General features: G+C 71.2%; 22 protein-coding genes (1 of these 22 running past the window's edge). 8 read left to right on the plus strand and 14 right to left on the minus strand.

Annotation, left to right across the window (positions count from 1 at the left end):
* The 3 genes from OIB37_RS08860 to OIB37_RS08870 all read left to right on the plus strand — a co-directional run.
* A protein-coding gene (locus tag OIB37_RS08860; RefSeq protein WP_330456980.1) for a sporulation protein crosses the window boundary here: on the plus strand, positions 1-385 show its 3' end. 398 nt of this gene lie to the left of the window's left edge; only the last 385 of its 783 coding nucleotides appear in the window; the start codon falls outside the window, past its left edge; the stop codon is at positions 383-385.
* Between the two features lie 204 nt (positions 386-589).
* Positions 590-1,129, plus strand: a complete 540-nt coding sequence (locus tag OIB37_RS08865) for a YbhB/YbcL family Raf kinase inhibitor-like protein (protein ID WP_330456981.1) — start codon at positions 590-592, stop codon at positions 1,127-1,129.
* Between the two features lie 170 nt (positions 1,130-1,299).
* The gene (locus OIB37_RS08870) at positions 1,300-1,806 is read left to right on the plus strand and encodes an HNH endonuclease (protein WP_330456982.1); all 507 of its coding nucleotides are present in this window, start codon (positions 1,300-1,302) and stop codon (positions 1,804-1,806) included.
* An 81-nt stretch (positions 1,807-1,887) separates the two neighbouring features.
* Here OIB37_RS08870 and OIB37_RS08875 read toward each other — a convergent pair whose 3' ends face one another.
* The 3 genes from OIB37_RS08875 to OIB37_RS08885 all read right to left on the minus strand — a co-directional run bounded on the left by OIB37_RS08875 (position 1,888) and on the right by OIB37_RS08885 (position 4,253).
* Entirely contained in the window at positions 1,888-2,847 is a 960-nt protein-coding gene (locus OIB37_RS08875) for an SPFH domain-containing protein (protein WP_330456983.1), read from the minus strand.
* 111 nt (positions 2,848-2,958) lie between these two features.
* Positions 2,959-3,390 carry an NfeD family protein gene (locus OIB37_RS08880; protein ID WP_330456984.1) on the minus strand — a complete coding sequence of 144 codons (432 nt, stop codon included), beginning with the start codon at positions 3,388-3,390 and terminating at the stop codon, positions 2,959-2,961.
* Between the two features lie 71 nt (positions 3,391-3,461).
* The gene (locus OIB37_RS08885) at positions 3,462-4,253 is read right to left on the minus strand and encodes an ABC transporter ATP-binding protein (protein WP_330456985.1); all 792 of its coding nucleotides are present in this window, start codon (positions 4,251-4,253) and stop codon (positions 3,462-3,464) included.
* 150 nt (positions 4,254-4,403) lie between these two features.
* On the opposite strand from OIB37_RS08885, the gene OIB37_RS08890 reads away from it, so the two are divergent.
* Entirely contained in the window at positions 4,404-5,192 is a 789-nt protein-coding gene (locus OIB37_RS08890; RefSeq protein ID WP_330456986.1) for a hypothetical protein, read from the plus strand.
* Between the two features lie 193 nt (positions 5,193-5,385).
* Here OIB37_RS08890 and OIB37_RS08895 read toward each other — a convergent pair whose 3' ends face one another.
* From OIB37_RS08895 to OIB37_RS08905, 3 genes are all read right to left on the minus strand, one after another.
* Entirely contained in the window at positions 5,386-5,634 is a 249-nt protein-coding gene (locus OIB37_RS08895) for a chaplin (RefSeq protein WP_330456987.1), read from the minus strand.
* A 171-nt stretch (positions 5,635-5,805) separates the two neighbouring features.
* Positions 5,806-6,447, minus strand: coding sequence for a response regulator transcription factor (locus OIB37_RS08900; RefSeq protein WP_330456988.1), 642 nt, complete (start codon positions 6,445-6,447; stop codon positions 5,806-5,808).
* Positions 6,440-7,585: a GAF domain-containing sensor histidine kinase gene (locus OIB37_RS08905; RefSeq protein WP_330456989.1), complete on the minus strand. Its 1,146-nt coding sequence runs from the start codon at positions 7,583-7,585 to the stop codon at positions 6,440-6,442. Before OIB37_RS08905 ends, OIB37_RS08900 begins: the two co-directional genes overlap by 8 nt.
* 792 nt (positions 7,586-8,377) lie before the next feature.
* Between OIB37_RS08905 and OIB37_RS08915 the strand changes: the two genes are divergently transcribed.
* On the plus strand, positions 8,378-9,070 hold the full coding sequence (locus OIB37_RS08915) for a transglycosylase SLT domain-containing protein (RefSeq protein WP_443058129.1): 693 nt from the start codon (positions 8,378-8,380) through the stop codon (positions 9,068-9,070).
* 114 nt (positions 9,071-9,184) lie between these two features.
* Here OIB37_RS08915 and OIB37_RS08920 read toward each other — a convergent pair whose 3' ends face one another.
* Positions 9,185-11,740 (minus strand): ABC transporter ATP-binding protein/permease, encoded by a 2,556-nt coding sequence (locus tag OIB37_RS08920; RefSeq protein ID WP_330456991.1) that lies wholly within the window; start codon positions 11,738-11,740, stop codon positions 9,185-9,187.
* Positions 11,741-11,981: 241 nt separating this feature from the next.
* Between OIB37_RS08920 and OIB37_RS08925 the strand changes: the two genes are divergently transcribed.
* The gene (locus OIB37_RS08925) at positions 11,982-14,099 is read left to right on the plus strand and encodes a streptophobe family protein (protein WP_330456992.1); all 2,118 of its coding nucleotides are present in this window, start codon (positions 11,982-11,984) and stop codon (positions 14,097-14,099) included.
* Positions 14,100-14,358: 259 nt separating this feature from the next.
* Entirely contained in the window at positions 14,359-15,567 is a 1,209-nt protein-coding gene (serB, locus tag OIB37_RS08930) for a phosphoserine phosphatase SerB (RefSeq protein WP_330456993.1), read from the plus strand.
* 60 nt (positions 15,568-15,627) lie between these two features.
* On the opposite strand, the gene OIB37_RS08935 is transcribed toward serB, so the two are convergent.
* From OIB37_RS08935 to OIB37_RS08950, 4 genes are all read right to left on the minus strand, one after another.
* A complete protein-coding gene (locus OIB37_RS08935; protein ID WP_330456994.1) occupies positions 15,628-16,146 on the minus strand; it encodes a SixA phosphatase family protein in 519 nt (172 codons plus the stop codon).
* A 79-nt stretch (positions 16,147-16,225) separates the two neighbouring features.
* The gene (locus tag OIB37_RS08940) at positions 16,226-16,432 is read right to left on the minus strand and encodes a hypothetical protein (RefSeq protein WP_330456995.1); all 207 of its coding nucleotides are present in this window, start codon (positions 16,430-16,432) and stop codon (positions 16,226-16,228) included.
* A 174-nt stretch (positions 16,433-16,606) separates the two neighbouring features.
* A complete protein-coding gene (locus tag OIB37_RS08945; protein WP_330456996.1) occupies positions 16,607-16,726 on the minus strand; it encodes an SGM_5486 family transporter-associated protein in 120 nt (39 codons plus the stop codon).
* A gap of 309 nt (positions 16,727-17,035) precedes the next feature.
* Complete coding sequence (locus OIB37_RS08950) at positions 17,036-18,418, minus strand: CynX/NimT family MFS transporter (protein WP_443058130.1); 1,383 nt, start codon at positions 18,416-18,418, stop codon at positions 17,036-17,038.
* A gap of 73 nt (positions 18,419-18,491) precedes the next feature.
* Between OIB37_RS08950 and OIB37_RS08955 the strand changes: the two genes are divergently transcribed.
* Complete coding sequence (locus OIB37_RS08955) at positions 18,492-19,184, plus strand: FadR/GntR family transcriptional regulator (protein ID WP_330456998.1); 693 nt, start codon at positions 18,492-18,494, stop codon at positions 19,182-19,184.
* Here the strand turns inward: OIB37_RS08955 and OIB37_RS08960 are convergent.
* The 3 genes from OIB37_RS08960 to fabG form a co-directional block, all read right to left on the minus strand.
* Positions 19,162-19,512, minus strand: coding sequence for a hypothetical protein (locus tag OIB37_RS08960; protein ID WP_330456999.1), 351 nt, complete (start codon positions 19,510-19,512; stop codon positions 19,162-19,164). The two genes, OIB37_RS08955 and OIB37_RS08960, sit on opposite strands and share 23 nt — an antisense overlap.
* Positions 19,513-19,768: 256 nt before the next feature.
* Positions 19,769-20,536, minus strand: a complete 768-nt coding sequence (gene fabI / locus OIB37_RS08965; protein WP_330457000.1) for an enoyl-ACP reductase FabI — start codon at positions 20,534-20,536, stop codon at positions 19,769-19,771.
* Positions 20,537-20,541: 5 nt separating this feature from the next.
* Positions 20,542-21,246, minus strand: coding sequence for a 3-oxoacyl-[acyl-carrier-protein] reductase (gene fabG / locus OIB37_RS08970; RefSeq protein WP_330457001.1), 705 nt, complete (start codon positions 21,244-21,246; stop codon positions 20,542-20,544).
* Positions 21,247-21,392: the final 146 nt, after the last annotated feature.

Consider the following 21,392-nt stretch of genomic DNA (forward strand, 5'->3'; position numbering starts at 1 on the left):
CCTCGACCCGATCAACGTGCACCCGCTGCCGGCGCAGAAGGCGATCCTCGACGCCTTCATCCAGCTGGGCTTCCGCTTCAAGCACGCGGACATGGAGCGCGGCCACATCCGGGGCACCCGGCAGCGGCTGCCGTTCTACCAGGAGATCGAGTTCCACCCGCCGGCGCAGTACCGGGGACTGAACCAGGTCGAGCTGAGCTTCGTGGCGGACGAGCACGCGATGGACGTCATCCTGGAGATGGACAAGAAGCCGGGTCTGTTCAGCGAGGGCTCGGACACCTTCCGGTCCTTCCAGGTGGGGCTGCACGACTTCCACACCACCGACTGGGCGGCGTACCTCAACCAGTGGCTGTCCGAGGTCGGCAGCCGGCGCAACTGGTTCTAGGGGGTGTCTCCCCGATCTTCGCGGGTCCGCGACGCCCGGCACGGCACCTCGCCACACGGCCGAACCGCCCACGTACGCCCAGTACGAGGACGATCCGACCGCACGCCGAGGCACCGCACCGGACGCCGCGGCCTGATCCACAAAGATCGAAGAGACACCCCCTAGGCTCAAACCACTGAACGGAACCGATCAGGAGGTATCCAGGTGACCGAGCTCAAGCGGCGGCCGCTCCCCCATGACTTCCATCCGCCCGTGCCGTCGTTCACGGTGACGAGTGAGGACGTCGAGGAGGGCGGGATTCTGCGGGACGCCCAGGTCTACGCGGAGGGGAACATGTCTCCGCAGCTGAGCTGGGCGGGCTTCCCGCCGGAGACCAAGAGCTTCGCCGTGACCTGCTACGACCCCGACGCACCGACCGGCAGCGGGTTCTGGCACTGGGTCCTGTTCGACATCCCGGCCTCCGTGACGGAGCTGCCGGCGGGTGCGGGCAGCGGCACTTTCGTGGGGCTGCCCGAGGGTGCCGTACAGGTGCGCAACGACTACGGGACGAAGGACTTCGGCGGTGCGGCTCCGCCGCCCGGTGACGGTCCGCACCGATACGTCTTCACCGTGTACGCGGTGGACGAGGAGAAGCTCGGTCCGGACTCGGACGTGTCTCCCGCCGTCGTCGGTTTCAATCTGCGGTTCCACACGATCGCGCGTGGACAGCTCGTCGGGGAGTACGAGAACCCCGGAAAGGGCTGACGGCCCGCCGCCGATCTCAGCCGAGCGTTCCTGGAACGTTTGCCCGCCTCTGGTCTTGGAAGTGATCGGAGGCGGGCATTTTTTTATTGCGTTGTCCATCTCGGCGCGCCCGTACAGAGTTGATCCGAGCCCGCCCGGGGGTGGGCGGGCGCACACGGGAGGTGGGCGGGATGCGTGACACGTTGGTCCTCAACGCGAGCTTCGAGCCGCTGTCGACGGTGACTCTGAACCGAGCGGTCGTCCTGGTGCTGCAGGACAAGGCGGTGGTCGAGCAGGCCCATCCCGAGCTGCGCATGCGCGGTGCGGATCTGGACATACCCGCACCCCGGGTGATCAGGCTGTGCCGGTACGTACGAGTGCCGTTCCGAAGACAAGCGCCCTGGTCGAGGCGGGGGGTGCTGGTCAGGGACCGGCACCGGTGCGCGTACTGCGGGCGGCGGGCGACGACCGTGGACCACGTGGTGCCGCGGGCGCAGGGTGGGCAGGACACGTGGCTGAACACGGTCGCCGCGTGCGCGGAGGACAACCACCGCAAGGCCGCCAGGACACCGGAGGAGGCGGGGATGACGCTGCTGCGCCCGCCGTTCGAACCGACGCCCCAGGACGCGATGCTGCTGGCGCTGGGGCCGGACGACTTCGACGCGCTGCCGCAGTGGCTGGCTCAGCCCGCCGCCTAGGGGGTGCGCGAAAGAGGGGCTCGCCTTCCTGGGAAGGCGAGCCCCTCTTTCGCGTGCGGGTGAGATCGCGTGCGGGTGAGATCAGTCGATCGACGGCTTCTCTCGGCGTTCCGTGCTCGCGCCACCGCTCTGGTGCGGGACGGAACCGCCGCCACCGCCACCGCCCAGGCCGCCGAAGTTGCCCATCGCGCCGGACAGGCCCTTGAGGGCGTCGCCGATCTCGCTGGGGACGATCCAGAGCTTGTTGGCGTTGCCCTCGGCGATCTTGGGGAGCATCTGGAGGTACTGGTAGGAGAGGAGCTTCTGGTCGGGGTCGCCGGCGTGGATCGCCTCGAAGACCGTACGGACCGCCTGCGCCTCGCCCTCGGCGCGCAGGGCGGCGGCCTTGGCCTCGCCCTCGGCGCGCAGGATCTGGGACTGCTTCTCGCCCTCGGCGGTGAGGATGGCCGCCTGGCGTGTGCCCTCGGCGGTGAGGATCGCGGCGCGCTTGTCCCGGTCGGCGCGCATCTGCTTCTCCATCGAGTCCTGGATGGAGGTCGGCGGCTCGATGGCCTTCAGCTCGACACGGTTGACGCGGATGCCCCACTTGCCGGTGGCCTCGTCGAGGACGCCGCGCAGCGCCGCGTTGATCTCCTCGCGGGAGGTCAGGGTCCGCTCCAGGTCCATGCCGCCGATGATGTTGCGCAGTGTGGTGACGGTGAGCTGCTCGATCGCCTGGATGTAGCTGGCGACCTCGTAGGTGGCGGCCCGGGCGTCGGTCACCTGGTAGTAGATGACGGTGTCGATGTTCACGACCAGGTTGTCCTGGGTGATCACCGGCTGGGGCGGGAACGGTACGACCTGCTCGCGCAGGTCGATGCGGTTGCGGATGGTGTCGATGAACGGGACCACGATGTTGAGGCCCGCGTTCAGGGTGCGTGTGTAGCGGCCGAAGCGCTCGACGATGGCGGCGCTGGCCTGTGGGATGACCTGGATGGTCTTGATCAGGGCGATGAAGACCAACACCACCAGAATGATCAGGACGATGATGACCGGTTCCATCGTGTTCCCCGTACCCCTCTCTGCCTGGGCGACTGCGGCAGATCCTGTGGTTGTCGAAGATCTTGCTGGTCGAGTCTGACAGACCGTTGGGCAACTCGGGGGCCAGATAGCTCAGATGACGATCGCGGTGGCCCCTTCGATCTCCACGACGTCCACCTCCTGGCCGACGTCGTAGGCGCGGCCGGTGTCGAGGGAGCGGGCCGACCAGACCTCCCCGGCGAGCTTGATGCGGCCGCCGGAGGAGTCGACGCGCTCCAGGACGACGGCCTGCCTGCCCTTCAACGCGTCCACGCCGGTGGCCAGTCGGGGGAGCCCGCGTGCGTGCCGGGCCGCGATGGGGCGGACGACGGCGATGAGGGCGACCGAGACGACGACGAAGGCGAGGACCTGGGGGACGGCGCCGAAGCCGAGGCCGGCGACGATCGCGGCCGCGACGGCTCCCACCGCGAGCATGCCGAACTCCGGCATCGCGGTGACCACGAGCGGGATTCCGAGCGCCGCCGCACCGACGAGCCACCACACCCATGCCCCGATGTCGTTCACGTGGTCATGGTAGGGCCGGGGCCGGGCGGCGGACAGGGTGCGTACCGGATGCGGACCGGGACGCGGCGGCGTCAGGACAGGGGCAGACCGTGGGCGGTCCAGCGGTCGCCGACCTGCTCGACGACGAGGGGGAGGCCGAAGCAGAGGGAGAGGTTGCGGGAGGTGAGTTCCAGCTCGATCGGTCCGGCGGCGAGGACCTTGCCCTGGCGGATCATGAGGACGTGGGTGAAGCCGGGGGCGATCTCCTCGACATGGTGGGTGACCATGATCATCGAGGGGGCGATGGGGTCGCGGGCGAGGCGGCCGAGGCGGCGGACCAGGTCCTCGCGGCCGCCGAGGTCGAGACCGGCGGCGGGCTCGTCGAGCAGGAGCAGCTCGGGGTCGGTCATCAGGGCGCGGGCGATGAGGGTGCGCTTGCGTTCGCCCTCGGAGAGGGTGCCGAACTTGCGGTCCAGGTAGTCGCTCATGCCGAGGCGGTCGAGGAAGGCGCGGGCGCGCAGCTCGTCGACCTCGTCGTACTCCTCCTGCCAGTGGGCCGTCATGCCGTAGGCGGCGGTCAGGACGGTCTCCAGGACGGTCTGGCTCTTGGGGAGCTTCTCGGCCATGGCGATGCCGGCCACGCCGATGCGCGGGCGCAGCTCGAAGACGTCGACCTTGCCGAGGGTGTCGCCGAGGATGCTGGCGGTGCCCTTGCTGGGGAAGAGGTAGCTGGAGGCGACGTTCAGGAGGGTGGTCTTGCCGGCGCCGTTGGGGCCGAGGATGGCCCAGCGCTCGCCCTCCTTCACCGACCAGGAGACCTGGTCCACGAGAGCCCGGCCCTCACGGACCACGGATACGTCCTGAAGCTCCAGAACATCGCTCATGAGCGCGTTGTCTCCCCTTGCAGTGTGCCGGTCTCGGCTGTCGCGTACGCCTGTGGGCTCGGTCCGCCGCGCCGTGGGCGCAGCCCCCTATGAAATCTACGCCACGCGTACACCGCTCCATCCCATCGGTCCGGTCCTTAGGGTGGGTGCATGCTCTCGGAACCACGTTCAGGACGTCTCGCCGCTTGGGGAAATGCCCTATTGGCCGGATTTACCTCTCCGGATGACGCCGCACTCGCCATCGTCGGGGAGGACGCGGTGCACCGGGTGGAGGGGCTGCCGGGTGAGTCCGCTCCGGTCGGGCTGACCCTCGCCCTGGGGCGGCTGCGGTCGCTGGGGGCGACGGGGCTGCGGGTGGCGCTGCCCGTGCCGGGGCATCCGCTGGGGCTGAGCGGGCCGCCGGAGTTCAACGCGCGGGCGCTGGAGGCCGAGGAGGCCGCGGTCTGCTTCGGTGCCGCGTTCGGGCTGGTGCCGAAGGTGTACGAGGCCGGGCCCGCGGGCGATGTGCACGTCGAGGTGGTCTGGCACGTGCTGCCGGTGCGGGAGGCGCCGCCCGCCGACGTGCCGTCGCTGGGCGAGGCCGAGCGGGAGCTGGCCGAGGCCCTGCGGGAGGCGACCGTGGTGCTGTCGCGGCTGGACGTGGCCGGGTCGGGTCCGGTGGCGGAGGCGGCCATCGAGGCGTACCGGGCGCGGGCCGAGCACGGGCGGGAGGTTCTGGCGCCGGGTTATCCGCAGCGGGCGGTGCGGGTGCTGGAGCTGGCGCGGCGGGTCGGGCTGCTGGTGTCCCTGGCGTACGACAACGGGCACGGGGGCGCGGTCAGTTCCGCCGAGATGGCGGCGCGGGCGGAGGCGCTGCGGCCGGTGGAGCGTACGGCCCGGCGGGCGCAGGTGGCGGCGTACAACTCCGTTGTGGAGGAGCGGGAGCGCGGGAGCCGCTGAGCGGTGGCGTCCGTTGCCCGGTGTTCAGGGGGGCGCGGTGCGCCCGCGTGCGTGTCCGCGTGTGTGTCCGCGTGTGTGTCCGTGGGGCTGGGCGCTCCCAGATCCCCGCTGCGGCCCTGAGCGGGCCGCCTCCTCGACGCCGGACGGGCTGGAGTGCCCGTCCGGCGTCGAGGAGTGAACCTGGTTACGTCGCTCAGCGGTTGAGGCCGAGGTTGCCGAAGGCCGGGTTCAGGATGCCGATGACGCTCACGCTGTTGCCGACGGCGTTCACCGGGACGTGCACCGGGACCTGGATGACGTTGCCCGAGACGACACCCGGGGAGCCCTTGGCCTGACCGTCGGCGTGCGAGCCGTGGGTGGTGGCGGAGGCCATCCCCGCGCCGGCGGCCACCAGGCCTCCGGCCACCATCGTCACGGCTGCTGCCTTCTTCAGGTTCTTCACTGTCCAACCCCTCCTAGGCGTTCACCGCGACGATTCGCCGCGGCACGCACTGGAGAACGGCCGCGAGGGCCGGAGGATGCGCCATCCGGGTGACATTCCCACGACGGTATGAATCTCAGTCCGGAGTGGAACCCTCCGTATTGTCGTGGGCGACGCGGAGGCCAGGACGTCTCAGCCGGTCACCCCGTGGCGTACGGCCCACAGCGCGGCCTGGGTGCGGTCGGAGAGGTCGAGCTTCATCAGGATGTTCGAGACGTGTGTCTTGACGGTCTTCTCGGACAGCACCAGGGCGCGGGCGATCTCCCGGTTGGAGCGGCCGTCGGCTATCAGACCGAGCACCTCGCGCTCCCGCTCGGTGAGCGAACCGCCTCTGCCCTGACCGGAGGTGGCCTCCTCCTGGGAGAGCAGGGCACCGGCCACCTCGGGCTGGAGCAGGATGTGGCCGGCGTGGACCGAGCGGATGGCGCCCGCGAGCGCGTCGGGGTCCACGTCCTTGTAGACGTATCCGGCCGCGCCCGCGCGCAGGGCCGGTACGACCGTGCGCTGTTCGGTGAAGCTGGTGACGATCAGCACGCGCGCGGGGTTGTCGAGTTCGCGCAGTCCGCGCAGGGCGTCGATGCCGTCCATGCCCGGCATCTTGATGTCCATGAGGACGACGTCGGGGCGCAACTCCTCGGCGCGGGCGACCCCTTCGGCACCGTCGGCGGCCTCGCCGACGACCTCGATGTCGTCCTGGACCTCCAGGAAGGTGCGCAGGCCCCGGCGGACGACCTGGTGGTCGTCGACGAGCAGCACCTTGATCGCGTCAGCCACCGGGGACCTCCATCTCGATCGTGGCGCCCTTGCCGGGCGCCGATTCCACGGTCAGCGTGCCGCCCACGCCGCTCGCCCGGTCCCGCATGGAGACGAGGCCGAGGTGGCGTCCGGCGCGGCGGACCGTCGTGGGGTCGAAGCCGCCGCCGTCGTCGGTGACGCGCAGGACGACCCCGCCTCCGCGCCGGCCGACGGTGACCTCGACGTGCTCGGCGCCGGAGTGGCGCAGGGCGTTGTGCAGGGCCTCCTGGGCGACGCGGAGCAGCGCCTCCTCCTGGGCCGCGGGCAGGGCGCGGAAGCCGGTGGCGGCGAACGTCACCCGGGCGGTGTGGGCGCGGTCGAGCACCTGTATCTGGGTGCGCAGGGTGGCGACGAGGCCGTCCTCGTCCAGGGCCGCGGGGCGCAGCTCGACCACGGCGGCGCGCAGTTCGTCGGCGGCCTCGGCGGCGAGCGCGGCCACCTGGTGCAGTTCGCCCTTGGCGCGGGCGGGGTCGCGGTCGACGAGGGCGGCGGCGGCCTGGGCGGTCAGGCGCAGGGAGAAGAGTTTCTGGCTGACCGCGTCGTGCAGTTCATGGGCGAGGCGGGAGCGCTCCTCGGCGATGGTCAGTTCGCGGCTGCGCTCGTACAGGCGGGCGTTGGTGAGGGCGATGGCGGCGTGCTGGGCCAGGGTGTCGAGCAGTTCCTCGTCCTCCGCGGTGAAGCCGCAGCCCCCCTCGGGTTTCGGGCAGTTCTTGTTGGCGAGGAAGAGCGCGCCGATGACTTCGTCGCCGTCGCGGATCGGCAGGCCGAGGAAGTCGACGAGGTCCGGGTGGGCGGCGGGCCAGCCTTCGAAGCGCGGGTCCTTGCGCACGTCGGCGAGACGCTCGGGCCGGGCCTCGTGCAGCATCGCGGCGAGGATGCCGTGCTGGCGGGGCAGCGGGCCGATGGCCTTCCACTGGGCGTCGCTGACGCCGTCGACGACGAACTGGGCGAAGCCGCCGTGGTCGTCGGGGACGCCGAGGGCGGCGTACTGGGCGTCGAGCAGTTCACGGGCGGAGGCGACGATCGTCTTGAGGACGTCGCGCACCTCCAGGTGCCTGCTCATGGCCAGCAACGCGGCGCTCACCGCGGCGAGGCCGGACCGGGGACCTTGACTCATGTCCTCACGGTACCGGCGGGGTGTGACAACGCGGATCGGACCTGTGACGGCCCGCCCGGGGCCGATGGGCCTAGGTCTCACGGGGTAGGCCGCCGGGCACGGCCGTACGACGTACGCCGAGGGTGCCGGCCGTGCGACGCGCCTCGCGGGTGCCCGGGCGGGCGGTGGGCCGTGCGACGCGGGTGCCGGGCGGGCGGTGGGCGGTCGAGCTGCTGGAGGCCGCCGGAGGCCGTGGTACCCGCGCGCGAGCGGGCGGGCCCGCAGGAGTAGGGGTGCGGTTGCCGGGCGGGGCGTGACCGGTGCCCGAGGAGTCGCCGAGCGGGCGCGGCGACGGGCCGTGGTGGGCGCGGGTGTCCGGTGCGGAGGGGCTCGGGGCGCCGCGGGAGCACGGGCGGACACCGCTGCTCCTCTACGGAGCGGGACCGGACGCGTCCGGCCGACCCTCCCCGGAGAGGTCCTCACCCAGAGCATTGCGTCAGCAACTCCCGGTGAGACCGATCTTCGCGCCATGTGAGGCCGCACATAGGGTGCACATCACGTACGAACGGACATAGGAGATAAAGCCATCCCGTGCGAGCGGGACAGACGTACCGATCTGTACCGATTTGCCCTTGGCTGATCCACTACCCGGCTTCGTACATCACACCTTTGCCAGGGCATTTTGCTGCCGCTAAGAATTGCTCTCGTCGCTCAGCGCCGTGGGTTTCCCCCCGCGGCGTTCGTGTGGGAGGAGCCGATTCCCCCGGCGGACGCAGGAGCGACCTCCGCGCTCATACGAGAGGTCCATCAGCTATGCCCGAGAACATCCTCAACCGTCTCCATCGTCGTGGTCGAGCCATGAACAAGCAGCAGAGGACCGCCCTCGCCGGTGTCAGCGTGCTCGGTGCCGCTGCCATCGCGCTGTCCGCGGTTCCCGCGCACACCGGGACCGTCGACACCGGTGCCACGGCCGCCGCCGCTGCCCCGGTGCAGTACGACGGCTCCGCGGTCAAGACCATCAAGGGCACGCTCACCGACCAGCTCGCGACCGACACCGTCAAGCTGGACACCATCGAGGCGCACAAGCAGGCCGACGCCAAGAAGACCACCGAGGTGCGCGCCGAGCAGGCCACGAGCCGCTCCGCGCAGCGTCTGCCGATGCAGACCGTGGCCGCGAAGACCTACGCGAACTCCCTCGACGGCTGGATCCGCCACTCCCTGGACATCATGCACTCCAAGGGCATCCCGGGCAGCTACTCGGGCCTGCACCGCAACATCATCCGGGAGTCCTCCGGCAACCCGATGGCCATCAACAACTGGGACATCAACGCGATCAACGGCATCCCGTCGAAGGGTCTGCTCCAGGTCATCCAGCCGACCTTCAACACGTACCACGTGACCGGCACCTCGTGGAACATCTACGACCCGGTCGCCAACATCACCGCCGCCGCCAACTACGCGGCTCACCGGTACGGCTCCATCGACAACGTCAACAGCGCGTACTGAGGCCTGCGCGGACCTCTCGCCCGACGGGTGAAGGGCGGCACCCCCACAAGGGGTGCCGCCCTTCACGTCGTGGCGCCGCGGACGCTGCCGCCGCTGCCGGCGCGCCCTCTGCCGCTACTTCCGCATGACCTCCGGCTCGTGCCGGCGCAGGAAGCGGGAGACGAAGAAGCCGCAGATCACACCGAGGACGATCAGCGCGGCCATGTCCAGACCCCAGGCGGAGGCCTGGTGGTCCCAGAGCGGGTCCGTGCTGCCGGGGTCGTCGGTGTTCGGGGCGATGTTGTTGAAGTCCAGCGTGGTGCCCGCGGCCCCCACCGCCCAGCGCGACGGCATCAGGTACGAGAACTCGTTGACGCCGATCGTGCCGTGCAGGGTGAAGAGGCAGCCGGTGAAGACGACCTGGATGATCGCGAACATCACCAGCAGCGGCATGGTCTTCTCGGCGGTCTTCACCAGCGAGGAGATCACCAGGCCGAACATCATCGAGGTGAAGCCGAGCGCCATGATCGGCAGGCACAGCTCCAACAGGGTCGAGCCGCCGAGGACGAGGCCCCGGTCGGGGAGCTCCCGGCTGGAGAAGCCGATCAGGCCGACCATCAGGCCCTGGAGCACGGTGATGGCACCGAGCACGACCACCTTCGACATCAGGTACGCCGACCGGGACAGACCCGTCGCGCGCTCCCGCTCGTAGATGACCCGTTCCTTGATCAGCTCACGGACCGAGTTCGCGGCGCCCGCGAAGCACGCGCCGACCGCGAGGATCAGCAGGACGGTGGTCGCCGTGCCGTTCGGCACGGGGAATCCGGTCTTGGCGTTGACCGGGTTCACCAGCAGGCCTCTGTTGTGGTCGATCAGCAGGCTGACCGCGCCGAGCACCGCCGGCAGGATCACCGTCAGCGCCAGGAAGCCCCGGTCGGAGCCGATGACCGACACGTACCGCCGTATCAGGGTCATCAGCTGTGAGCCCCAGCTCTGCGGCTTGTGCGGCTTGACGGCCTGCGGCGGGGGCATGTGTACGGACTGCGGGGCGACCGCGTCGATGTCCGCGGCGTACATCTGGTAGTGCTGCGAGCCCTTCCAGCGGCCGGCCCAGTCGTAGTCGCGGTAGTTCTCGAAGGCGGAGAAGACGTCGGCCCAGCTGTCGTAGCCGAAGAAGTTCAGGGCCTCCTCCGGGGGCCCGAAGTAGGCGACCGCGCCGCCCGGGGCCATCACCAGCAGCTTGTCGCACAGGGCCAGCTCGGCCACCGAGTGGGTGACCACCAGGACCGTGCGGCCGTCGTCGGCCAGGCCGCGCAGCAGCTGCATGACATCGCGGTCCATGCCCGGGTCCAGGCCCGAGGTCGGCTCGTCCAGGAAGATCAGCGACGGCTTGGTGAGCAGCTCCAGGGCCACCGAGACACGCTTGCGCTGGCCACCGGACAGGGAGGTGACCTTCTTGTCCTTGTGGATGTCCAGCTTGAGCTCGCGCAGCACCTCGTGGATGCGGGCGTCGCGCTCCTTCGGCGTGGTGTCGGCCGGGAAGCGCAGCTTGGCCGCGTACTTCAGGGCCTTCTTGACGGTCAGCTCCTTGTGCAGGATGTCGTCCTGCGGGACCAGACCGATGCGCTGACGCAGCTCGGCGAACTGCTTGTACAGGTTCCGGTTGTCGTACAGCACCTCGCCCTCGTTGGCGGGCCGGTAGCCGGTGAGCGCCTTGAGCAGCGTCGACTTGCCGGAACCGGAGGGGCCGATGACCGCGATCACCGACTTCTCCGGGACGCCGAAGGAGACGTCCTTCAGGATCTGCTTGCCGCCCTCGACCGTGACGGTCAGGTGGCGCGCGGAGAAGGAGACCTCACCGGTGTCGACGAACTCTTCCAGGCGGTCGTCGACGATGCGGAACGTGGAGTGGCCGACGCCGACGATGTCGTTCGGGCCGAGCAGCGTCGTGCCGCCCTTGGCGATCGGCTGGCCGTTGACGAACGTGCCGTTGTGCGAACCCAGGTCGCGGATCTCGAAGCGGCCGTCGGGAGTCGACTGGAACTCGGCGTGGTGCCGGGAGACCTGCAGGTCGGAGACGACCAGCTCGTTGTCCAGGGCACGGCCGATGCGCATCACGCGGCCGAGGGCGAACTGGTGGAACGTCGTGGGGCTGCGGTCGGTGTAGACCGGCGGCGCCCCCGCGCCACCACCGGGGACCTTCTGGACGTACTGCTCGCTCGGGCCGCCCTGCTGCTGCGGGAACGGCGCGGGCTGCTGCCAGTCGTTCTGCGGTGCCTGCTGGTGCGCGGCGGCCTGGTACGGGTCCTGCTGCTGCGGCGCCTGCTGCGCCCAGCCGGCCCCCGCGCCCTGCGCGGCGTACGGTGCCGCCTGCTGCTCGGGCTGCGCGGCCGGGGCGGCGGCACCGGAGAGGTTCAGACGCGGCCCGTCGGTCGCGTTGCCGAGGTGCACCGCCGAACCGGGGCCGATCTCCGTCTGCTGGATCCGCCGGCCCTGCACGAACGTGCCGTTGGTGCTGCCGTGGTCCTCGATGACCCAACTGCGGCCGTTGAAGCCGACCGTGGCGTGACGCCAGGAGACCCTGGCGTCTTCGAAGACGATGTCACCCTGCGGATCGCGTCCGAGGGCATAGGGCCTGGACGGGTCGAGCGTCCAGGTCCGTCCGTTTGATTCCAGTACGAGTTCAGGCACTCCATGCCCCACTGAGTTGTCCCCCGAATTACCCCCGTCATGGGGAGTCTAGGGATGTCGAACATCGTGGGGAACTATTCCAGGCTCCGCCTCCTGACCGAAAGCCGGGCCTTGCGCGGCGCGCCCGCACGCGCTTCAACTCGCCCCGTTGACGGGGTTGAAACCGGGCCGGAGAGTGGTAATCCCCCGCGAGGGGGACAAGCGCGGCCGCGGTACCGCGCCGCGGATCGGGGGGTCTGCCATGACTTCGGCAACCGGCATCGAGCGGACAAGGCAAGGGACTTCGCTGCCCTGGGGGGATGTGCTGCTGTCGGCGATCGCCGCTGTCAGCTGGGCGTTGATCGGGATGGCGGCCACGGCCGCACTCGGCCTCCATCTGCTGGGGGCGGACACGGCGGGCTCACTGGGCCCCATGACAGCGGCAGTTGTGGCCCTCGGGGCGGGTGGTTCGGTCTCCCCCTCGGGCGATGTGTCCGCCTTCGGTCTGAAGGGCGCCGAGGCGCACACCGCCATCGAGATCACGCCACTGGGGGTGAGCCTGGCCGGCGCCCTGCTCCTGTCGTGGTTCTTCCTACGGTCCCTGCGCGCGGCCGGAGTTGAGATCGCTCCGGCCGAACTCCTGGCCCGGGCGGGGACGGTGGTTGGGCTCTTCGCGGCGATGCTCGGTGGGCTGGCCTGGGCCGGACACGACGTCATCACGATCGACGGCGGCTCGCTCGGCCTCGACCGGCTGACCGGCGGGGGCGGCAAGGGAGACGGAGGCGGAGGCGGAGGCGGGATCAGCATCCCCGGCATCGGCGATCTCGGGGACATCGGGGGGATCGGGGACATCGGCGGGCTGCTGCCGGACCGGATAGGCGACCTGATCCATGCCAAGGCGGCCGTCGGCTTCACCGTCGACACCGTGCCCACCGTCCTCGGCGCGCTCGGCTGGTCCACCGGAGTCCTGCTGATCGCCCTGCTCGCCTCCCGCCGCACTCCCCTGCCGCCCGGCTGGAACGCCGTGCACCGGGTGGTACGGCCGGCCTGTTCGGCGCTCGTCACCGTGTTCCTGGCCGCCGTCGCGGCCGGGCTCGCGGCGGCGGCGTACGCGGCGATCGGCGACGACCACCCACGGCGGATCGCCGGCGCGGCCCTGCTGGGCGCGCCCAACGGGGTCTGGCTCGGCGTCCCGCTCGGCCTCTTCGTCCCCTGGGACGGCAAGGCCACCGGCGTGCTGGGCACCCTGCTCCCCCACCCGCTGGACCGGCTGCTGAGCGACGGGTCCGACCGGCCGGTCACCCTGAGCCGGCTCGCCGGCCTGGACGGGCGGGTGTGGCTGCTGGCGGTGGCGGCGGCCCTGGCGATGCTGCTCGCGGGCGTACTGACGGCGGTACGCACACCGGTGCCGGTGCCGGTGCCGGGTCCGGGTCCGGGTCCCGGTTCGGGTCCGGGTTCGGGTTCGGGTCCCGGTTCGGCGGCGGTACGGACACCGGTGCCGGGCACGGGGCCGACACCGGTACCGACGCCGAGGCCGGGCACGGGCGTCGACCTGCGCTTCGTCGGACACTGCGCGCTCCGGCTCGGCACCGCGACCGCGCTCGCGCTGCCCTTGCTCGCCTGGCTGACGGACGTCTCGGCGAACGCCTCGCTGTCCGTGCTCGGCTTCGACGCCTTCGGCGCCGGCATCACCCTGCACGGCCGGCTCGGCATGGCGTTCCTGCTGGGTGCCGGGTGGGGGGCGGCAGCCGGGGCCGCGGGGGCGCTGCTGGCCGGGGTCACGGGAGCGGCGGGGGCTCGGGCGGTGCGGCCGGGGCGGCCCGGGCGGGTGGCCGGGGGTCAGCCGGGGGGCTACGGCCGTGCGGGCGAGGCCTCAGGAGACGGCGGCGGGGCCGGAGCCCGTGGCCCTGGGGACAGGGGTGGACCGTACACGCCGGGCACGCCGTACCGGCCGCCGAACCCGGACACGAACCCATACCTCCGGGTGCCGGGGGAGCTGCGCGAGGGGCCGCAGGACGCGCGGCCGCCGTCGCCGTGGGGGCCGGGCGGTACGGGGAACTCCGGGGGACACGGAGCTCCTGGAGGAGGCAGGGGTCCCGGAGGTCCCGGGAATCCCGGAGGTCCGGGAGGCGTCGCAGGTCCCGGAGACCCCGGAAGGGCCGGAGACCCCGGGAATCCCGGGAATCCCGGGGACGATGTCTCCGGTGCCCCCACCATCGCCGGCTCCTTCGGCTCGCTTCCGCCGCTGCCCCGGAACCGTCCCGGCAGGCGGCCGCGCGACCCCTCGCGGGACAGGTCGGACGGACCCGGCGAGGGGCCACCGCCACCACCTCCGCCTCCCCCGATGCCCCCGCCGCCGTCCGGGAGGCCCAGGAGGTGAGCCCGCCCGCGGGCGGACGCGGGCATAGGAGGGCGCCCGCGGACGGAGGAGGAGACCCCGGCGTGCCCGGGAAATGGGGCGCCGGCGTCGTCGCCATGGGACAGTCGGGGTGGGTCCGGGGTCCTGTCGGGGTGCCGGACCGGATGAACCGTCGTCGGCAGGCAAGATCCCCGACACCGGCCGGACACTCATTGTTCCGTGTCCGTCAGGCGGACCACTCGGGCGAAGGGCACTGGGTGCCGGATACGGTGGTGACACCATGAGCGCTTCGCAGACCTCCGAGGTCCCCACTCTCCTCGTCAAGATTTTCGGCAAGGACAGGCCGGGCATCACGGCCGGCCTCTTCGACACCCTTGCCGCCTATGTCGTCGACGTGGTCGACATCGAGCAGGTCGTCACGCGGGGCCGGCTGGTGCTGTGCGTGCTGATCACTCCGCCGCCGGCCGGGCTCGAGGGCGACCTCAGGGCCACGGTGCACAGCTGGGCCGAGTCGATGAAGATGCAGGCGGAGATCATCTCCGGCCACGGCGACAACCGTCCGCGCGGCATCGGGCGCTCGCTGGTGACCGTCCTCGGCCATCCGCTGACCGCCGAGTCGACGGCCGCCATCGCCGACCGGATCGCGAAGGCCGGCGGCAACATCGACCGTATCTTCCGCCTCGCCAAGTATCCGGTGACCGCGGTGGAGTTCGCCGTGTCCGGTGTCGGGACCGAGTCGCTGCGCACGGCGCTGGCGTCCGACGCGGCGGCACTCGGTGTCGACATCGCCGTCGTCTCGGCGGGCCTGCACCGGCGTGCCCAGCGGCTGGTGGTGATGGACGTGGACTCCACCCTCATCCAGGACGAGGTCATCGAGTTGTTCGCAGCGCACGCCGGCTGCGAGGACGAGGTCGCCGCGGTGACGGCGGCCGCGATGCGCGGGGAGCTGGACTTCGAGCAGTCGCTGCACGCGCGTGTGGCCCTGCTGAAGGGGCTGGACGCCTCGGTGGTGGAGAAGGTGCGCGCCGAGGTCCGGCTGACGCCGGGCGCGCGTACCCTCATCCGGACCCTGAAGCGGCTCGGCTACCAGGTCGGGGTGGTGTCCGGCGGGTTCACCCAGGTCACGGACGATCTGAAGGAACGGCTGGGGCTGGACTTCGCGCAGGCCAACACGCTGGAGATCGTCGACGGGAAGCTGACCGGCCGGGTCACCGGGGAGATCGTGGACCGGGCGGGCAAGGCGCGGCTGCTGCGCAGGTTCGCCGCGGTGGCGGGGGTGCCGCTGGCGCAGACGGTGGCGATCGGTGACGGCGCCAACGACCTGGACATGCTGAACGCGGCCGGTCTGGGCGTCGCCTTCAACGCCAAGCCGGTGGTCCGCGAGGCGGCGCACACGGCGGTGAACTTCCCCTTCCTGGACACGGTCCTGTATCTGCTGGGCATCACCCGCGAAGAGGTCGAGGCGGCCGACACGCACGACGAGGACTGACCCGGACACGAGGAGGGCCCGGTACCGCCGCGGTACCGGGCCCTTCTGTCGTGTGTGGGGTCACTCGGAGGGTTCCCAGTAGTCCTGGAGCGTGGCGGTGCCCGGCTCCAGGCTCTTCCAGCTGCCGCCGTAGGACAGCAGCGCGAAGCCCGCGGCGGGGAAACCGCGACGCCTCATCCGCTCGCGGGCCTCGCCCTCGGACTCGCCGGCCAGGATGTCGGCCACGCCGTGCATGCCGGGGTTGTGGCCGATCAGGATCACGTTGCGCACGTCGTCCGGGATCTCGTTCAGCAGGGCGATCAGCTCGCCGGGCGAGGCCTCGTAGGCCCGCTCCTCGTAGACGGTTTTCGGCCGGTGCGCGAGTTCCGGGACGGCGAGCTTCCAGGTCTCGCGGGTCCGGACGGCACTGGAGCACAGGGCCAGGTCGAAGACGATGCCGGTGCCGGCCAGCCTGCGGCCAGCGACCACGGCGTCCTTGCGGCCCCGCTCGGCGAGCGGGCGGTCGTGGTCGGACACCTGGGGCCAGTCGGCTTTCGCATGCCGGAAGAGGACGATCTTGCGGGGTTCTGCGACGCTCATGCGACCCAGCTTCGCATGAAACAGGCCACCTGGCGCAGGGAGTTGACATGCGGATTCACCCCTGCGGGAGGGTCAGGATTCAGCGCGCCATGAACTGCTGGACGTACGCGAAGAGCTGGGTGACGGCCGGGTCGCCGCTCGCCGCGTGCGCGTCCGTCGGGTTCAGTATCAGCGCGAGCAGGGCGACGAAAGCGAGCGCGGGCAGGGCGAGCGCCCACCAGGGCAGCCGGATGTCGACGGCACCCGTGGTCGCCGGGTGGGACCGGGTGTGCGTTCGGGCCCGCATGGCGGCCTCCGTTGGTCTCCGAGTGCTCCCACGGCCCTGTGCCGCGGTCACATCTCGAAGTTACGGACTTCCGGACCCTCAACCCATCCGGAAAGCCACCCACTTGACCCTGAACCTCACCCCCTAGGGGACAGGGGGGCCAGCCCCACCATCAGGGCACCGGGCACCCACGGTTCAGGGCGAGGCGAGCGTCGCGATGATGCCGATGATCACGAAGATGGCGAAGAACGAGCCGAAGACGATCAGCATCTTCTTCTGGCCGTTCTTCGGGTTCGGGTCGAGCACAGGCTGCATACGCCCAGTCTCGCACCCTTCGTCCGGGGCGGACGCGGTGGGGCGGCGCGACGCGCCGCGTCCGGCGGTTCGTGACCGGCGTACCGCGTCCGGCGGTTCGTGACCGGCCGGTCACTGCGGTTCGTGACCGGCGGCCCGCCAAGGCCTAGGGGGTGTCGTTTGGATCAGGCCGGATCAGGCCGCGGCGTCCGGTGCGGTGCCTCGCAAGGCGGAGGATCTGCCGCGTACCGGACGTACTCGGCTGATCCGACAACGCGGCGAGGTGCCGTGCCGGGCGTCGCGGACCCGAGCTGATCCAAACGACACCCCCTAGCGGGCCGCTTCGCTCTCGACCGTACGGTCGCGGCCCGCCAGGAAGCCGACCGCCATCTGCGGCAGCATCAGGGCCGCCATGAGGGCGAGCGGCACTCCCCAGCCGCCGCTGTGCTGGTAGAGCACGCCGACCAGCAGCGGACCGGGGATGGAGATCAGGTAGCCCGTGCTCTGCGCGAAGGCGGACAGCTGGACGACGCCCGGACCGGTCCTGGCACGCATGCCGACCATCGTCAGCGCCAGTGGGAAGGCGCAGTTGGAGACGCCGAGCAGCAGGGCCCAGGCCCACGCTCCGGCGGCCGGGGCCAGGTACAGGCCGGTGTAGCCGGCGAGGCCGCAGACGCCGAGGGCCAGCACGATGGGCCCCTGGTGGGGCAGCCGGGTGGCGAGGCGCGGGATGACGAAGGCCAGCGGCACGCCCATCACCATGGTGACCGCGAGCAGCACGCCCGCCGTGCCGGCCGGGACGCCCGCGTCGCGGAAGATCTGCGGCATCCAGCCCATGGTGATGTAGGCGGCGGTGGCCTGGAGCCCGAAGAAGACGGCGAGCGCCCAGGCGGTACGGCTCCGGGTGATCCGCAGCGGGGCGGCCCGGGGGTCCTCCGCCGCGCGGGCCGGCTCCTGGGCGGGCCCGGCGCCCCGGCCGCGCACCAGCGGGATCCAGGGCAGTACGGCGGCGGCCGCGAGCCCTGCCCACACGGCGAGGCCGGTCCGCCAACTGCCCCCCAGGGCATCCGTCATGGGCACGGTGACGGCGGCGGCGAGGGAGGTGCCGAGGGCGAGGGCCATCGAGTAGAGGCCGGTCATGGAGCCGACCCGGTCGGGGAACCAGCGCTTGACGATGACCGGCATCAGCACGTTGCTGACGGCGATGCCCATGAGGGCGAGCGCGCTGGCGGCCAGGAATCCGGCCGTGCCGCCGGCGTAGGGCCGTATCAGCAGGCCCGCGGTGATGGCGACCATGCCGGCGCACACCACGGCACCCGCGCCGAAGCGGCGGGCCAGGCGGGGCGCGGTGATGCCGAAGACGGCGAAGCAGAGCGGCGGCACGGAGGTGAGCAGTCCGGCGACGCTGCCGCTCATCCCGAGTCCGTCACGGACCTCCTCCAGGAGTGCGCCCAGGCTGGTGATGGCCGGGCGGAGGTTCAGCGCGGACAGCACGATGCCGACGACGACCAGCCGTGTCGCCCACGCGCGCGTGGCGGGCGTGGGCGCGGGAGCCGCCCCGGCCGGCGTCCGCGCGGGGCTCGCTCCGGATGCCGTCTCCGTGCCGCTCACCTCGGCCGGCACCTCTGGGCGCGTCTCGTGCGTCCTCTCCTCGGCGAACTTCTCCGTACGGGTTTCCGCGGTCCGTGTTTCCTCGCTGGCCATGCCGACCATCATAGAATCATGGGATGATTGGTTGTCCATCCCCGGGACGCCTCCGCCCCGGCTCCTCGTGCGAAGGTGTGCCATGCCCCTGAGCCACCCCCGCCGTTCGGCGCTGTCCGAGCAGGTCATCGCCGAGCTGCGCCAGCAGATCACCTCGGGCGAGTGGCCGGTCGGCGCCCGCATCCCCACCGAGCCGGAACTGGTGGAACAGCTCGGCGTCGCCCGCAACACCGTCCGCGAGGCCGTACGGGCGCTCGCGCACAACGGTCTGCTGGACATCCGCCAGGGCTCCGGCACCTACGTCGTGGCGACGAGCGAGCTGGCCGGCGTGATGCAGCGCAGGTTCGCCGCCGCCGACACCCGGCACATCGCCGAGCTGCGCTCCACGCTGGAGTCCGCGGCGGCGAAGCTGGCCGCCGAGCGGCGCACCGAGAAGGACCTCAAGCAGCTGGACACGCTCCTGGTGCGGCGCGAGGAGGCCTGGGAGAGCGGGGACGCGGAGGCCTTCGTGACCGCCGACGCGACGTTCCACCTGGCCGTGGTGGCCGCCTCGCACAACGACGTCATGACGGCGATGTACGCCGACCTGGGCGAGGTGCTGCGGGACTGGCTGCGCGCGGACGTCGGCACCCGGCTGACGCCGGAGGCGCACATGGATCACACCCGGCTGGTGGACGCGATCCGCGCGGGCGACGCGGAGGCGGCCGCAGCGGAGGCCGCGAGCTACCCGTTCCTTTGCCGTCCGGACAGGTTCAGCGCACCTTCTGGTGGCTGATCCAGACCGAGCGGACTTCCTTCCAGCACCGGCCGGTCAGCCGTACGGTCATGGCGGCCCCGGTGTCCGCGGGGGCGCTGTCGGTGTCGATGTCCCACCAGCGGGCGCACTCGATGTGCAGGCGTACCCGGTCCGTGTCGACGTAGGGGTTGTGGCAGTAGGTCACGACGTGCGAGCCGTCCACGGCGGTACGGCAGGCGGCGCCGAACAGTTCCGGCGCGGGAGGCTTGCCGTCGCTCACGCGCGCGTGGGGCGTCGCTTCGCACGGCAGGGACAGGACGAGGGCCGCGGCCACGGTCACCGGGGTCAGGCTGCGGAACAGACGCACAAGGGAACCTCCTCGGCAGGGCTGCGGAGGGATGCGCGAGAGGTGTGCGAGGCGCACGAAGTGTGCGAGGTGTACGCGGTCTGCGAGGGGTGCGAGGTCTGCGAGAGGTTTACGTAATCCAGGGTGCGCGGCGAGGGCGGTGATCACCCGGCCGGTGGGCCGAACGGGTGACGGCCGTCCGGGTCATACGAGCCGAGGCCCGCACCCGGGTGGGTGCGGGCCTCGGCCGTGGTCCGAGCCTCGGCGGCGGCTGTGATCAGGCGCCGATGGCGTGCAGGCCGCCGTCGACGTGGATGATCTCGCCGGTGGTCTTCGGGAACCAGTCGCTCAGCAGGGCGACGATGCCCTTGCCGGCCGGCTCCGGGTCCTTCAGGTCCCACTCCAGCGGGGCGCGGGTGTCCCACACGGAGGCCAGCTCGCTGAAGCCCGGGATGGACTTGGCGGCCATGGAGCCGAGCGGGCCGGCCGAGACGAGGTTGCAGCGGATGTTCTGCTTGCCCAGGTCGCGCGCCATGTAACGGCTGGTGGCCTCCAGGGCGGCCTTGGCCGGGCCCATCCAGTCGTACTGCGGCCAGGCGTACTGCGCGTCGAAGGTCAGACCGACGACGGAGCCGCCGTTCTGCATCAGCGGCAGGCAGGCCATGGTCAGCGACTTCAGGGAGAACGCCGAGACGTGCATGGCGGTGGCGACCGACTCGAACGGCGTGTTGAGGAAGTTGCCGCCGAGCGCGTCCTGGGGCGCGAAGCCGATGGAGTGGACGACGCCGTCGAGGCCGCCCAGCTCCTCGCCGACCACGTCGGCCAGGCGCGCGAGGTGCTCCTCGTTGGTGACGTCCAGCTCGATGACCTTGACCGGCTTCGGCAGCTTCTTGGCGATGCGCTCGGTCAGCGTGGGTCGCGGGAACGCGGTCAGGATGATCTCCGCGCCCTGTTCCTGGGCCAGCCGGGCCGCGTGGAAGGCGATGGAGGCCTCCGTCAGCACACCCGTGATCAGGATGCGCTTGCCCTCGAGAATTCCGCTCATGGTGATCAGTGACCCATTCCCAGTCCGCCGTCAACGGGGATGACGGCTCCAGTGATGTACGAGGCGTCGTCCGAGGCGAGGAACCGCACCGTCGCGGCGATCTCCTCCGGCTGCGCGTAACGGCCGAGCGGCACCTGCGACATGATGCCCTCGCGCTGCTCGTCGCTGAGGGCGCGGGTCATGTCGGTGTCGACGAAGCCGGGGGCGACGACGTTGAAGGTGATGTTGCGCGAGCCCAGCTCTCGGGCCAGGGAGCGCGCGAAGCCGACCAGGGCGGCCTTGGAGGCGGCATAGTTCGCCTGCCCCGCCGAGCCGAGCAGTCCGACCACGGAGGAGATCAGGACGACGCGGCCCTTCTTGGCCCGCAGCATGCCGCGGTTGGCACGCTTGACGACCCGGAAGGTGCCCGTGAGGTTGGTGTCGATGACCGAGGTGAAGTCCTCCTCGGACATGCGCATCAGCAGCTGGTCCTTGGTGACGCCGGCGTTGGCGACGAGGACCTCGACCGGACCGTGCTGGTCCTCGATCTCCTTGTAGGCCTGCTCCACCTGCTCGGAGTCGGTGATGTCGCACTTGACCGCGAGGAAGCCGGCCGGCGGCTCACCCGAGCGGTACGTGATCGCGACCTTGTCGCCGGCGTCGGCGAATGCGCGGGCGATGGCGAGGCCGATGCCCCGGTTGCCTCCGGTGACGAGAACCGAGCGGCTCAACGGATCACCCTTTCAATTGCGGTCTGCTGCGTTTCGACAACCCGCCCGAACACCTCGATGACAGGCGGCTTCATCGAAAACCTATCGGTAGTGCCGCTTCGCGGGGCAAGGGGGCACCGACAGTGGCTCGGGTGTGTCCCTGTCGG

It is taken from the genome of Streptomyces sp. NBC_00820, from assembly GCF_036347055.1.
Classification (GTDB): Bacteria; Actinomycetota; Actinomycetes; order Streptomycetales; family Streptomycetaceae; genus Streptomyces.